We start from the raw sequence: 14,990 nt of genomic DNA on the forward strand, positions 1-14,990 counted from the left end.
TATGCGTTCATCTACTCTATTTGGGATTTATGCCGCTGTACTGATCGGTTTTTTGGGTGGGCTAGCGGGCCTGACCCTATACAGTCTCGAAAAAACCCGATGGTGGGATGCCCGAATTTCCCTGGCCCATGAGTCATATGGCCTGCATCTGAGGCTTGAGGCGGACCTATACCGTCTGTTCAAGCAACACGGTGACGCACTTCTTATCGGCGATCGGGATGATGGGATCAGCGAGACAGAGCTGCAGGAGAAAATCGCCCAGACTTTGGATGCAATCCGAAAGACCATTGCCCGGGAAATTCAGATGGTAGGCGAAGAGGAGTTCGAAGAGCTGGAGCTTCTCGATGAGATTGAAGACGATATAGAAGCTGTCAATGCAGCCATCGCGAACCTTTCAGAGGCTGGTAGCCCGATTGAGACATTTGTGCGGATTGAGCGTCTGGCCGCCCTGCTGGACGGGGACATTGATGACGAACTGGATCAAAAAATTCAGGCCGCGCTTGATGAGGAAGTGGAAGAGGTTGAAGAAGTTTTGGCCGAAGCAGCAGCCTTTCGAGAATGGAATGAACGATTGGTTTACGTGATCGTTCTTGCGGCCATAGGTGTGTTGCTGGTGGCCCTTGTATCGTTCAACCGCCAAATCAGAAAACCACTTACGTTGCTTGCAGACGGCGTTGGGCGCCTGCGAAGAGCCGATTATTCGAAGCCCGTAGATCTTGGTGGTAGCCGTGAATTCAGGGAATTAGGCACTGTTCTGAATAGCATGGCGGAAGGCTTGGCTGCCCGAGAAGCAAGTCGCGCCGAGCAAAAGAGGCAACTTGAAGAAACGGTTGCTGCCAGAACGTTCGAGCTTCAACAACTCATCGACAAACTTGAAATGGGGGAAGAGAACCGCAAACGATTGATGGCCGATATTAGTCACGAGTTGCGAACGCCACTGGCAATTATCCTTGGAGAGGCCGACGTTACTTTAAGGACATCAGACACATTGTCAGAGGATACTTCCGACTCACTCGCCCGTATTCGGGATTCCGCAAAGCACACCAATCAAATCGTTGATGACATGCTAACCGTCGCTCGGTTCGAGGCGGGTCAACTTAGGCTGGATCGCAAGAAAACGGATCTACGAAAAGTGGTACGAGATGCCGTGGCGATGTTCCCTGATCCGGTGCAGGTCGAAAGCCCAGAATGTATGGTGAAGGCTTCGGTCGATGAGGTTCGGCTTCGCCAGTCAATACTCGCGTTGTTGCAAAATGCACGACGATATGGAGGCCCAACAATCAGCGCAATACTGGAAGAAGGGCTCGCGTCTTGCTCGATTACAATCGAAGACGACGGTCCCGGCCTGAGCGCAGCGGAAAAATCCCAGGCATTCGACCGGTTCTTTCGGGGCTCAAACGCCTCGGGGCAGGGGATCGAGGGAAGCGGTCTGGGGCTTCCAGTCGTTAAATCGATTGTCGAAGCCCATGGTGGGACCGTTGATCTTCAAGATCGCCAGGAGGGCGGGTTGAAAATCATTATAACGCTGCCCAAAGAACCCCTAATGAAAATTGTACAAACCGATGTTCGACGAGAAACGGGCTAATGCCTGTCTGTTTCAGAAGCAAATTGCAAAACCATAAAACCTCACGCAGCTTTGCCATACATGGTTTCAGACAGAGAGAAAACTGAGGCACACTATGAATATTCTACTTGTCGAGGACGAAACACGCGTAGCTGACTTCATACGCCGCGGATTGTCTGCTGAAGGTTGGTCCATAGATCATGCACCAAGCGGGGAAGATGCTTTGGAGCACGTAGCATCCGGCAATTATGATATTATCTTGTTGGATCTGATGTTGCCGGGAATTCAGGGACAAGATGTTTGTCGCAAGCTACGTGCCCGAAAGTCAAAGATCCCTATCCTGATGTTGACCGCCTTGGATAGCCCTGAGGAACGGGTAGAAGGATTGAAGATTGGTGCAGACGACTATCTTCCTAAACCCTTTGATTTCGACGAACTCATCGCTCGGATAGAAGCGTTGCACCGCCGCGCCAACAGCTATGCAAATAATCTCAGCAACACGGTGATTACATGCGGAGCACTTACATTTGACAAGCAATCCCTTCAGGTCGCTGTCGAAGGTCAAGAAATCCAGCTGTCGAAGAAAGAGCGCGACCTTCTCCTTTTGTTTTTGACCAATGTTGGGCGCGTATTATCAAGAGAGCGGATTCTGAATTCAGTTTGGGGAATGAATGAAGATCCATTGACCAATGTTGTAGATGTCTATGTCGGGCGCCTCAGACGCAAGATCGGTGCAGATGGTCAGAGGATCGTGACCCTCAGAAACGTCGGTTACCGCATGAGCTGAATACTTCGTTTGTGGATCAGTCGAAGAAGTACCTCCATTAAAGAGGCCTAGATATTGCGCAAGGTTGAATAGCAATGCTCCGGCTCTTGAGCGATCTCAGGGTTTGAGAAGAAAACACTCAAGAAACTTTCTTGCCCACTTTGTGTAAGAGAATTCAGCATGCCGACCAATGCCAACAAGACGCTTTACAACTGTGTGAGCCAAGGTCTCAATTAAAGCCGCTAAGCGATTTCGAATTTAATTGAAACAGTCAACCCAGGTGAGTTGTTTGTCGCCGCTAAGAGCGCCGAATGATGATCTGCTATAGCCTTCACCAGCGCCAAACCCAATCCATTCCCAACACTGGTTCGTTCACTTTCTAGCTTATAGAAAGGAACAAATAGCTTGCCCAGTGTGTTTTCGGGAACACCAGGGCCATCGTCAATAACCGAGAGCGTAATGGTGCTTTCTTCTTGTTCAACAGTCAGGAGAATCCTGGAATGATCCGGACAATGATCAATTGAGTTCTGCAGAAGGTTTGCACAGAGCTGTTTCAACATACCTTCATCACCTTCGATTAGTGTACGCCCTGATTGGTTATCCACAAAAATAAGACTTTGGTCCTTAACCTCCGCAAGTGGAATAATGTTTTCAACTGTTTCTCTACCCAATCTATTTAAATCCAGATAGCTGAACGCTTTGGGGCCGCCTCCTTCTTCAATACGGTCGATCCTCAAAACTGTTTCGAAGGTCCATTTGAGACGATCAAGTTCAGATTGAATTTGGTCAATCGGTTCTAAGGATCGACCTTCCGATTGTAGAGAATCCTTCGCTTTCTGAAGTGCTATATAAGCATGAGTGAGCGGGCTTTTCAGATCATGCGCAATTGCTGCAGCGGCTGATCGGGTCGTTGACATCAAAGCCGTCAGTTTGTCGAGATGAGACCCAGATTGGCGACCTTCTTGTCCAACGCGACATACACAAAAATGTTTGGGTTTTTGTCCAGTGGGCGAACCAGATGAAACTGTTTGCCAAGTGTAATCAGAATGTCTTCGATGGTATCGTTGAGTTTCAAAGCTTCGATTGCCTGCAGCTTAGCGCGGACAACTTCAACATTCGCGGCGCCTGCGGTATCAAGATCAAACTTGGAACCGCCCTCTGTGCCTAAAACAAGACCGGTATCGCTGTCGACGAGGCACGCCCCCAGAAGACCTTTGATTTCACTTAGTTTAGAAATGTCCAATGACATGTTTGGCTCCTTTTTGGCCTTGGAATAGTTGGTCTGACCTGCACCAAATGCACGATTGTCCGGGCGGGCTTTGTTGTTTGCGGGCGGAATGGTGATGACGTGTTTTTGAATCAGGCCAAATCTTTCGTTAAATCTGGCCAGCACAGAGGTGGCGTCACCTTTGGATTTCGACATTTTCTATCCAATTCTCGCTGTGATTGTGGAGGTACAATGTCGACCTGTATGTCTGTCACTTCGAACTGCTTGGGCATGAAGAAACAGCTGATCAATTAATCTGTCATCCAAACCAGGGAGGGCGTTGGTCCTCCGATGGGTGTGACACTTGGGATCAGATGTCACTTTCAGAACTGATGTACTTAGGTTGCGAGAGAGATTGTGGCCTCTGTGCAAAAAAACCAGTGCTGCAATGCAGGCAAAGACTAAGTATTGGGCAGTGTTGGTTGAAAAAGCCAAAACACTTTCGGGGCCCAGAAAGAATGCCGGCCACAGATGCCCAATTTCAAAAAGAACGCCAGCCAAAACGGGTAAAACAGAACTCAGCACAAGACCCTCGCCTCGTTACTAATCAACTAAGCTGTCCGTAGAATACCGGGAGTTTTAACTGACCTTTCAGACATCTTAAAAATTTGTAAGGATTTGTTTTTCGTTGGTGTGAAGTGAAGTCTAAGGCGCAAATGACTCGTTAACTGGCCCTGCGAGCATTCAGACGCCGACGTGGTTCAGAACGAGATGAACAACAGTTCCTAATTGGCAACTGTGTGCACATTACCGACCTTCGTGCAGAGTGCAGCATCTGTTTCTTGGGTCTCGTTGCAGGCCGCGGCCTTCGTTTTGCGGTCATTCGCATCAGTGTCATCCACTCAAGCCGATCTTGCGGGTGCTGCTTCGGATGGTTATGATAGGAATGCTTCTAGGGAAAGCCTCCAGGTCCGCGGAAAGCTGTCATCGGCATCTCTATCAACAATACGACAGCCTTATTTCGGTATGTCTCATGCTCGGATTCAGCGGACCATCGAGCCAAAAGTGAGGACACCGATGGCAAAATCCCTGGACCAATTGCGCCGCGATGCCAAAGCACTTCGCAAAGACTATGAAGCAGGCGAATTACGCGCCCGTCAACGCATCGCAAACTATCCACCTCGACCGGAGGCAACAGCACTCAGGCACTCGGACTATTTGCACGTAATTGCGTGCGAGAACAGTTTTCCGACCTGGCCTGCCTTAAAGTTCGCAGCCGAACTACTAGGCATGGACAAAGCCGCCAAACGACAGCGCCTGAAACTGGCTCTCGCTCAGGGTCATTTTACGGCTGTTGATCAACTTCTGGCTGACGCGCCTGATCTAGCTGACGGAGATTTCGGGCTGTGTCTGGCCCTTTATCGCAAGTCGGATGTGTTGGAATTTCTCAACCAAACGCCGAAACTGGCGACCCAGCTTATTGGCGATCTGGCGCCGCCTTTGACGATCCTCGCCCGGTCCAAGTGGATTCATCGCGCATCCGGGCTGGCCAATGACATGCTTGATATCGCAAATGCCCTTTTGGAATCCGGTGCTGATGTTGATCTTGGTGCGCCGGTCTACCATGGCAACGACTACAAGCTATCACCGCTCTACTTCGCTATAGGCCATTCGGACAATATGGTTCTTGGGCAATGGCTGCTGGAGAACGGCGCAAATCCGAACGACGGCGAGAGCCTTTATCACTCAACCGAGCTGGGTCATCATAAGGGATTGCAACTGCTTCTGGATCATGGCGCCGACCCGAAGGGGACAAACGCATTGCTGCGCGCGATGGACTTCCATGACACAACGGCGGTTCAGATGCTTCTCGACCACGGGGCTAAAGTAGATGAATTTGACGGGACGCATGTTGGCGGCGAGGCACCGTGGGTCGTCCCTGCGCTACACCAGGCGGCGCGAAGGATGGCCACGCCAGATATGGTCGAGCTTCTTCTTGAAAATGGAGCCGATCTGAATCGGCCCTTTGAAAACACTACACCCTTTGCTTATGCGCGGGTATTTGGAAATGTCAGTTTGGCGAGGATGCTCGAAGAGCGCGGCGCAGATACGACCTTGAGTGAAATCGAAACTACATTGAGTGCCGTTGCCGTTGCCGATGGCGTTCAGCCGCCAGGCGACCTTGACCCAGACAAGATACCTGACGCTTACCGCAATATCATTCGAATGATATTGCACATCCCGGGAAAACTGGATCACGTTCGACGACTGGTCGCCGTAGGAGTTGAATATGACCGTCCAGATACCGAAGGATTGACACCGGTGCAGGTTGCCGGATGGGAGGGCTTGCCAGACGTCATGGAGTACCTTCTGTCGTTAAAGCCAGACCTGACACATGTGAACGGCTATGGAGGAACACTTCTGTCCACAGTTATTCATGGGTCGGAGAACTGCCCGCAGCGATTAGACCGCGACTATACTCGGTGCCTGAGTCTAGCATTGCGGGAAGGCGTCGCTCTTCCGCGCCGTGCCATAGAACTGGCAAGCCAAGATGCCGTATCCGAGTTTTTGTCAGATTGGGCGGAGCTATATCCCGAGCAAGTTGTCGACGGTGGTGTCGCCTAAACTGGTTTATGCGATCATGACAGGAGGCGAAGGCGGAAGGCCGGATTCACCATACCATTCCGCCTTCGCATGGTTATGAATCCGAAAAGAAATCCGTAACAGCGTCGATGATCATCTCATGCTTGGCAGCACGAGCTGTGCCACCATCTGAGCAGATGATTTCGTCTCCTGGTTCTTCTCTTGCGAGCAGTTCGTAGCCACCGGGCTTGCAGCGACCCAGGAAGTCAAAATGCGATAGCGTCTCGGGCTCGATATAGCGTGCATTCTGCGTGGGTAGCGCGGCAATCAGGGCACGGGATTCAATGTCGAGAGTCAGACCAGAATTCATGATCGGCGCCCCAAAGACCAACATCGGTCGGTCAATTTTCCGAAGGCTCGCTTCGGAAAAACTCTGTGTTCCGCCAAGATCAAAAACTGCAAATGCCTTGATCCGAGCATCAGACAGGTCAGTTTCCATCTGAGCGCGATCTTCAGGTGTTTGCGCGATTTTCCAACCCGAAAGGATGCCACAAGCCAGTTCGTCTGGCTGAGTGTCGCAAAACTGACTTAACCCGGTTGCGTCGTACCTTGCGCCGGCCAAGGCAACGGCCGTGAACCCACCCAGTGAGTGTCCAGCCATATAGATCCTGTCTGAATCGACATATTGCGAAAAATCAGATGCACCAGTCGCATGGTCTATAACACGGGAAATGTCCCTTGGCCGCTCCCATAGTTGCCGGGTCAGATCGGGGTCGCGAGACCAAGTTGACGTACCAGGATGGCTGATGGCGGCCACAATGTAACCACGTTGCGCTAGGGCCCCGGCAAGCCACGCCTGATTATAAGCGTTACCAAACATACCATGAGATACGACAACAAGTGGGAACCGGCTCGTCGCTGGCGCAGCATCCTTCACAACTTTCGTCCCCACCCACACTTCGCTTTCGAAGTCGTATGTTTCTGGCCCAGTGGCATCTGTTGGATACCAAATGAATCCGGACAGATCGCGCTTTCCCTCGACGTCGGCGATACTGAGTTCTGTCATTGCAGACCGGTACGGCTGGGCAAATGCCGTGGCTGCGCACATAGCTAAGACTCCAGCAAGAAGGTAAGAAGTTTGTCTCATCGAAAGCTCCAATCATCGTTCAAGATGCGTCAAAGCTGAGCCGTAGGTTTATTTGAAACAATGCTTTGCACTGCCTATACCTGTCCTTGATCCCGATCGAGGACAGGTCGCGATAGAAAGAGGACAAATGGACAGCCCCGGGTTGATCAGTTTTCCCTTGCCGCTGGCGACAGCGTTTCTTTGCGGTGTGCTTTCCATGCTGGCCTGGCGGTTGGATGTGGGCTTTCGTCTGGCCAACATGTTGTTCTCAGCCTTCTTTGGGTTGGGCGCCTTCTCATCCTTGTTGGTCGGTCTGCGGTTTGGTTATGGAGTCGAGGGGTTGATCCCGCTGCAACGCAGTTTGCCCTTGTTTCTCGGGCCACTCCTTTATCTGAGCTTTGCATCGATGGCTGTCGAAAAACACGACGTCGCCAAGATCGTCATGATGCACCTAGGTGCGCCTTTCATTTTGATTGGGTTGTATCTGCTCTTGGCCAGCGACTTGAGAAGTATGGATTGGGTAATCAGTGCCAGCTATTCGTATTATTGCGTCGCTCTCTTCTTACTTTGGCGGAAGGGGCCCGACGCACTGAGTCAAGCACGGGTCGATGTCACCCAGGCCCTTTCCAACTGGCTTTTACGCGGCATTGGATTTCTCGTCTTTGTACTGGTTTTGGATAGCGCGATCGCAATCGACTTTGCATTCAACAAGGGCGCCAATGCCTCAATGCTGATTTCTTACGGAACTGTTCCGTTGATCTTTCTACTTCTTGCGACGTCAATCACGCTCCCAGTGATGTTCTCTAAAGCCGACGCGGTGTCATACGCAGCGCCAGTAGCCAATACTGAAGATGCGAAAGTCCTAGAACGACTGCAGACATTGATGGATGAACAACAGCTTTTTTTGGACCCCAACATAACTGTCCAACGACTTGCCAAGCGCCTAAGCCTTCCGGCCCGCTCTGTGTCGTCTGCTGTCAACAGAACTCAAGGAACCAACATGTCGCAATACGTGAACGAGTTCCGTTTGGCTCATGCGGCCCGGTTGCTTGCAGAAACTAATGAAAGCGTTGCCAACATCGCTTCTCAATCAGGGTTTTTGGCACGCTCCAACTTCTATCGTGCATTCCAACGGGTCTACGGACAAACGCCTATCGAGTACCGCGCACTTCGAAATTCAAAAGAGAAACCACAATTCGACGACCATAATCCGCAAAATTCCAAGCATTCACACTCGGCGTAAATACTTGGTCACAAATCGAATGACAGTAGTCTCGGCTCGAAGCCGCGTCCGTGGCGCAGCCTTCATGCTGCGTTAGCAAAGTCACAATCTCAGTGAATGAATGTGCCGACAACAGGCTAGGACTTCGCGCCAATCGCGAGTGGAACCGCATAGCTTGCTCATTGCAAGGCTGGTAAGCATTCCGCTGCTCAGAACACCGACTTGTTCAGAGAGCTTTGGCTCACTTTCTCCATATACGGTGAAATGAAACATACCGGTTTCGTTATCTTCGTCTGTGACGAACGCCCAGACAGATGTGTCGCAAACTTTTCGAAAGACTAGAACCAGTTTATGCTTTTTCACAACCCACCTATTCAATGTGGCGTGGTCAACTCGCACACTGCGTTCAGCCATGATCTCTCTATTACTTGCCCACGTAGTGCAAGTCCGCCAGCCACAAAGAAGTGCCTCTTCTGACCGTGAACTTGAAGTCAGTCTGGCCGTCATTCAAACCTGCTCGCAGAAGATCGGCAATCGTATCTTGCCCATCGATATTTTCATCTGTCGGAAAATATGCTGTCAGCTGGTCGTTCGGTTTCAGAGTTGTGCCTGGGCCTACATCTTCTGGGACATGAGCCACGCTCGTAACCCATTTTCCATTCTCTGCATATTGAGTTTGAAAAACGACGCCATTCGACAAGGTCGTGTCTTGTACGACACCCAGTGTAACGTCCCGCACTTCGACACCGTCTCTTGGGTTAGAAAGCCCGATGGTCACATCCATGGTTCCCTCTTGCGAAGGAGTAGCCCCAGATTGAAGTAGAACGGCAGCGATGGAGTTCAGATCATTGATTTCAATCCCATTGACAGAGTCAATACGCAGCCCCGCGTGAACCCAAACCGGGGCCTCGCTAGCGACGTATTCCACAGTATCGGGACTATCCGCCGACGCTACAAAAGGCAAAAGAACCTTCCATTCAGACTTCACTGAAGTCGGCCCTAAATCCTGAACGATTTGAGTGGTAGTATCAGCTTCGACATTCGCCTGATCTGTGTCGCCAGTGCTCACTTTAGCAGCAACTTCATCGTTAGCCTGCGCGCGCGATTCTGCCTCTGCCATCGCCATTGCGACTGCTTCGATCTCAGCCTGTGCTCGGGCTTGCGCTTCTGCTGCGGCTTTGGCTGCCGCTTCGACTTCGGCCTGCGCGCGCGCTTCTGCCTCTGCAGCGGCTTTGGCGGCCGCTTCAACCTCGGCTTGCGCGCGTGCTTCTGCCTCGACAGCGGCTTTGGCACGTGCTTCGGCTTCGGCTTGGGCAGCTGCCTGGGCAGCCGCTTCGGCCTCAGCCTGTGCACGAGCTTCCGATTCGGTTGCCGCTTTGGCGCGGGCTTCGGCTTCGGCCTGAGCCGCTGCCTGAGCTGCGGCTTCGGCCTCAGCACGCGCTATGGTCTCTGCCTGCGCGCGGGCTTCGGCTTGGGCCAATCGTGCCTCGGCTTCTGCGACCCGTGCGGTGGCATCTGCGATTGCTTCTGCTGTCGCCGCTGCTTCGATCTCAGCTTGGGCGCGGGCTTCAGCTTCGGCAGCCAAAACGTCCTCTTGCGTTGCTTGTGGCTCGGAGGATGGTGAAAATACTCCGATGGCCAGCACGCCGACTACGGCACCTACAACTCCAAATGCCAGCAGCCCGCCGGTTATTGCGACACGGTTGATTCCGCCGGATGAAGAGACCGCAACTCTAACATCCTGTTCAACGGCGGTCTGTTCGGTCAAGTGATCTATCGCCTCGAGCCACTCATCAGCGGTTTGAAAGCGATCCTTTGGCATCGCCGACATAGCCTTGTCGAGCGCTTCGAGAAAGACGTCATCATACTTATCAAAGCGCCCCTGCAAAGGTTTGCAAGGATCGGGCTTTTGCTCGGCAATCGCAGAGACCCGAGTCTGGCTGTCTGGCGCGCGCTCTCCGGTGATCACATGATAGAATGTTGCCGCCAAGGAATAGAGGTCGCTAAACGGCCCTTGCACGCCGTCAGTGACATAAAATTCCTGTGGGGAATAGCCATCCTTGACTGCGCGTAAGGCAGACAAAACACGGTTTGTTTTCCTATTTTGCTCACGCGCAGCACCAAAATCAATCAATACAGGTATCTTGTTGGGTCCGACCAGAATGTTGTCAGGCGATATGTCCCGATGCAACATCCCTTGCTTGTGCATAAATGCGACCGCATCCAGAATCTGCCGCAGGATCGACATGACATCGGCTTCGTCCAGCTGGGTTTCAGCGTCGTCGATTGCGTCCAAAAGGTCCGGGCCTTCAACGAAGTCCAGTGCCATATAGGCGGTGTCGTTGTCCTCAAAGACTTGGTGCACACCAACGATATTGGGGTGATCCATAGTTGCCAGGCGCTGGGCTTCGTTGATGAAGTGCCGCACAATCTGGCGAAGATCTTCTTTGTGTTTTTGCACACGAGCCTTCACCAGCAGATTCTGTCGGCGCGCGAACATGGCTGGAAAACACTCTTTGATGACCACCTTGCGGTTGAGACTGTCATTGGCCAGATAGGTAATGCCGAAGCCGCCGCTGTTCAGGTAGTGGTCAATTTTGTACTGACCATGCAACAACCGGGCGCCTGCAGGGAGGTCGTCTGCGGAAGAGGCTCCGATCATCTGACCCGTATCTTCATCACCAGTCGTTACTAGTTTCATTACGTTGCCCATGCCTCGTCCCGTCCGTTATCGTCCCTTGCACATCAGGAATTATTCAATTTCCAATCACAAAACGTTTCTCAGTTATACACACTCTTTACGCGAGTCCGTTTGTTTCGTGATTTCCAGTATGCACACTGTTCGATCCAAGTTGGTCAGCGTAGGAAGTCAGTACATACAAACGTTTTACTTTTGCTTTACCGGAACCGGAACCATTGAACGGTTAAGCTATTTTGCAAAGGTTCACGACGCCTTCAAACATGTGATAATCTCAATCAAACCTTGTTTTAGCTATATGTTAGATCTTGGCTTTCAGATTAGCGGCAATGCAAGACGATCGAATGCCACGAGAGTAGTGGCGGCGCATGTTGTTTACCAGCTGCGCGAAGATTTCGACCGCACGATTAGAATTCATGAATGTAGCCTGGTCAATTGACCCCTCAACTGGGGTGCGGATGGACATCAGCGTCTTGTAGCCACCTATGATTTCCAGAGCCTGAACCACGCAATCGTAGTCCACTGTTTCACCTTCGCATGAGTCGCAGTAGCGTTTTACGATGTTCAAGTATTTATCGGTTTCACTGATGCGGGAAATGCTTTCGTTCAAGCGAACCAAATCGACACTTTCAGGCAAGTCCGAGCCCCGGCCCAGCATCACTGTCGTGAACTGGTTGGCTTCGTCGGAAAAATGCTGATTGAGGTTCAACAGCCGTGCCAGTCGTTTGAGACCCAACAACCCCGAAACACGTTTGGGATTGGATTCTTCCACAAAGGCCCGCATCGTGATCGCCTTGTTTTCCCGCGCCATATAAGCTTCGATCCACTTGAGAAAACCGGCTTCGGACAGGCCGTAGTTTTCTGAAGGCATGGAATTGATCAGATCAAAACGGCCGTTATTCAGTGTATTCCACAGTACATACTCGGCACCTTCAATCTCACCATGAGTTTGCAGTGCTATCGCATTGCTGATTGGCTGACGACCAACCCGATATCCAAAGATGGCCTCGCCGTGTTTTTGTAGGGCAGGATTGCTCAGAGCAAGCAACCAGTTTACGGTTCCCTTATCGGGATCCGGTGCACGAAGAAGCTGGTCTCGTGCCTGATGATTGATCAAGTAATCGGAAAATCCTCCAGGTACAGTATCGCGATCGATCTGACCAAGGATCATTTGCGCCGACGTGTTCCCCTGACTGGCCGCTTCCGACAAACCTTGCAGGCCTACGGCCTCGCTACCATTGAGCCAGATGTCTACTGCGGTTTTGTATGGGTCTTCCTGCGCGACAGCCGCCCCTGACAATTGCAGTAGGAAAACATTGGCCAATACTGCGAGCATTCTCATACGACGTTACTCCATTGAATTATCGTCTTGGTCACTGACCGTTGTATTCCCGTTCCGAAGCTGAGTTGGCGCTTCGCTACTGGGATGTGGTGACAACGTCTCGCAACCAGACTTCCACTCGGCGGTTGATACGGCGACCATTCTCAGTGTCGTTGCAACTTAGCGGCGAGATCTCACCATAACCCAGAGTTCGGATGGTTAACCCGTCCAGGCTGTTGGTAGGCGCTGCTTGTAGCAACGCATTGCTAACTTGTTTGGCACGCTGCTGACTGAGTGACCGGTTGGATCCGCCAGCACCGACAGAGTCTGTGTATCCGATCAAAAGAAGTTCTTTGTTTGTGGTTTCTTCCTTGGCAAGCAACGAAGCAAGGCGCCTTATGTCGTCCTGTGCCCGCGTATCCAGGCGAGAGGATCCGAATGCAAACCGAAAGGTTATAGAACTACGGTCGGCACCGGACAGCTCAGCCGACATTTCCTGCAACTGTTTCAGAGTAACCTCTGCATCGGTTGGCATAACTGCGCCAAGATAGCGTAGTCCCTGCTCATTGGGGCCTTGCAGGGATTCCCCAAGTGACACAAAGCCCGAAGCATCAATTGTCTCTTGCGCCTTTTCGCTTTCGAGGAATTGCATGAAGCGGTTCAACTGTGCTGGCGCAGTTTTGCCGGTATATGCATACAAGCGTCGGCTAAGCGGGTATTCTTCTGTCTTGATGGTGAAAGGTGTCGCTGGAACCTGAATTCCACAAACACCGCGAATTGCAAGAACCTTGGCCTCATCAGCACTTGCGAGGCTGGTAATTCCGATACCAAGCGGATCAGAAGCAACTGCTGCAGCCAATTCCGTGTCTGTTTCGAAAAAGCTTGTATCGCTCGCGTATGTTGCGCCCACGGGGTTCATGATCAGGTCATTGAAAACCAACGCAGTTCCGCTTTCAGGCACTCGCATGTAAAGCTGGATCGGGGCATCGGGCCCACCAATCTGGCTCCAGTTGGAAATGGCTCCGGAAAATATTCGCGCTAGATCCTGTTCGGCGACTGCCCGCAGTTGGTTACTTTGCGATGTAATAACAACTAGACCGTCCAGCGCAAAAATTTTCTCGTTTTCACTCGTGGTGATATCCCCGAGTCCAGCCTGCGATGCGCTTGCCAGCTCGTCGGGTTGAGCCGGGCGTGTGGTCACTGCCAGTGCTGAGTTTCCATCGACCAGTTGTTTGATCCCGTCTGCGGAGTCACCACCCATCAAGGAGACTTCGGCCAAAAACTCGCCTAGTTCGTTGCGGAGCAGTAGCTTATCAACACCTTCTTCCTCAGAGCGCAAAGCAGTGCCGCCAATCTCCTCACCGAATTGCGTCGTAAGGTCAGCGAATAAGACATCGACCAGGCGAGAAGAACCAGAAATGCCATATTCGACCGGACCTTCGTTCCGACTGGGGCAGGCTTCGCCAATGCATTCAACTTTGAAAGCGTCAACCGTGATTGTACCAACCACCGTTCGGAGTTCGTAATTGGCGCCATCAAAATCTATTAGCTCTCCGGTCAGAGTCATTCCGCCGTCTAAACTGTTCAATTGAACAGTTTCAGCGTTTGCCATGGTCGCGACGGACAACATCAACGCACCAGAGGTAGTTTTCAGGACCCGATTTAACATTTTCCTAACCTCAAACTTCTGATTATTGATTCTCGTTTTACTCAAGGTTGTTTCGCAAAAACTGATACAACCTTCATAATTTCTTAATGACGTAGCGGTACCCGGGAAGTTTAGTCAAGGCTGCAGCGGGGATACATAAAATTGCCTTGCTTCCCCCCACTTATGGACACGTTTGAGGCAGATTCTGACCACAGTTGGCGCTCTTTCTTAGCTTGTATCCGAAGCTGACGCGATTCAACGTCGAATTGAGTCGTGATTTTAGGGCCTCAGGTTTCCCTTGAGATTTCTCAGAACGAACCTCATACCTTTCTTGCTAGGCATTCGCAGCCTTTGACCCAGGTGATTCTTAACTATTTCGAGCACTCGAACGGTTCTGTTACAAAGTTCTGAACCTGCCGAGCGGTTTCAGCAATCGCTCGTGAGTTAGGCCGCGAGCTCAGGGAACGGCCGAAACGGACAGAATCCGGGTGTGAATTGCCCCTTGCGGATTATGTGAGGGACTTCGATATCGTCCAAAGTTGCCGCTGCTGAAGCGAAGGGGTTGTGTCGCAAACTTTAAATGACGCGTACGGCACATGTGTGGGTTCAAGCCATTTAGATCAGCTTCAGCCACACTCGATGGCATTGAGGTAGTCAACATGATCCGGAAGAAACAATTCTCTAGTAATACAACCTCTGGCTTTCGGATGTTTGCTGAGATCGCAGGATAACTGGGTCTAGCATAACGCTGGTTCTAGTCTTCGAAAAGTTGGCGACGCAACCTTTGGGCCAGTCGCAAACGCGCAGCACTCCAGTTGAAGGGTAGATGCCCATCATCGAGCATAAGCTGCAACT

10 protein-coding genes are annotated in these 14,990 nt (G+C 51.5%); 4 read left to right on the forward strand and 6 right to left on the reverse strand.

Features of this window, described 5'->3' with window-relative positions:
- The first annotated feature begins 1 nt into the window (after window position 1).
- Together AC2FLB_RS15590 and AC2FLB_RS15595 are read left to right on the forward strand one after the other, a co-directional pair.
- Window positions 2-1,585, forward strand: coding sequence for a sensor histidine kinase (locus tag AC2FLB_RS15590; RefSeq protein ID WP_496709598.1), 1,584 nt, complete (start codon window positions 2-4; stop codon window positions 1,583-1,585).
- Between the two features lie 94 nt (window positions 1,586-1,679).
- Window positions 1,680-2,351 carry a response regulator transcription factor gene (locus AC2FLB_RS15595; protein WP_496692155.1) on the forward strand — a complete coding sequence of 224 codons (672 nt, stop codon included), beginning with the start codon at window positions 1,680-1,682 and terminating at the stop codon, window positions 2,349-2,351.
- A 221-nt stretch (window positions 2,352-2,572) separates the two neighbouring features.
- Here AC2FLB_RS15595 and AC2FLB_RS15600 read toward each other — a convergent pair whose 3' ends face one another.
- Both AC2FLB_RS15600 and AC2FLB_RS15605 read right to left on the reverse strand, forming a co-directional pair.
- Entirely contained in the window at window positions 2,573-3,247 is a 675-nt protein-coding gene (locus tag AC2FLB_RS15600; protein WP_496709599.1) for a sensor histidine kinase, read from the reverse strand.
- Between the two features lie 8 nt (window positions 3,248-3,255).
- Complete coding sequence (locus tag AC2FLB_RS15605; protein ID WP_496709600.1) at window positions 3,256-3,753, reverse strand: hypothetical protein; 498 nt, start codon at window positions 3,751-3,753, stop codon at window positions 3,256-3,258.
- 861 nt (window positions 3,754-4,614) lie between these two features.
- Between AC2FLB_RS15605 and AC2FLB_RS15610 the strand changes: the two genes are divergently transcribed.
- Complete coding sequence (locus AC2FLB_RS15610; protein WP_496709601.1) at window positions 4,615-6,162, forward strand: ankyrin repeat domain-containing protein; 1,548 nt, start codon at window positions 4,615-4,617, stop codon at window positions 6,160-6,162.
- A 73-nt stretch (window positions 6,163-6,235) separates the two neighbouring features.
- Here AC2FLB_RS15610 and AC2FLB_RS15615 read toward each other — a convergent pair whose 3' ends face one another.
- Window positions 6,236-7,186 carry an alpha/beta hydrolase family protein gene (locus tag AC2FLB_RS15615; RefSeq protein ID WP_496709602.1) on the reverse strand — a complete coding sequence of 317 codons (951 nt, stop codon included), beginning with the start codon at window positions 7,184-7,186 and terminating at the stop codon, window positions 6,236-6,238.
- 208 nt (window positions 7,187-7,394) lie between these two features.
- Between AC2FLB_RS15615 and AC2FLB_RS15620 the strand changes: the two genes are divergently transcribed.
- Entirely contained in the window at window positions 7,395-8,489 is a 1,095-nt protein-coding gene (locus AC2FLB_RS15620) for a helix-turn-helix transcriptional regulator (protein ID WP_496709603.1), read from the forward strand.
- 403 nt (window positions 8,490-8,892) lie between these two features.
- On the opposite strand, the gene AC2FLB_RS15625 is transcribed toward AC2FLB_RS15620, so the two are convergent.
- The 3 genes from AC2FLB_RS15625 to AC2FLB_RS15635 all read right to left on the reverse strand — a co-directional run bounded on the left by AC2FLB_RS15625 (window position 8,893) and on the right by AC2FLB_RS15635 (window position 14,201).
- Window positions 8,893-11,169, reverse strand: coding sequence for a serine/threonine protein kinase (locus tag AC2FLB_RS15625; RefSeq protein WP_496709604.1), 2,277 nt, complete (start codon window positions 11,167-11,169; stop codon window positions 8,893-8,895).
- A 298-nt stretch (window positions 11,170-11,467) separates the two neighbouring features.
- Entirely contained in the window at window positions 11,468-12,490 is a 1,023-nt protein-coding gene (locus AC2FLB_RS15630) for a hypothetical protein (RefSeq protein ID WP_496709605.1), read from the reverse strand.
- A 94-nt stretch (window positions 12,491-12,584) separates the two neighbouring features.
- Entirely contained in the window at window positions 12,585-14,201 is a 1,617-nt protein-coding gene (locus AC2FLB_RS15635) for a phosphate ABC transporter substrate-binding/OmpA family protein (protein WP_496709606.1), read from the reverse strand.
- Between the last annotated feature and the right edge of the window lie 789 nt (window positions 14,202-14,990).

Source organism: Ruegeria sp. CDSA236, from assembly GCF_059611285.1.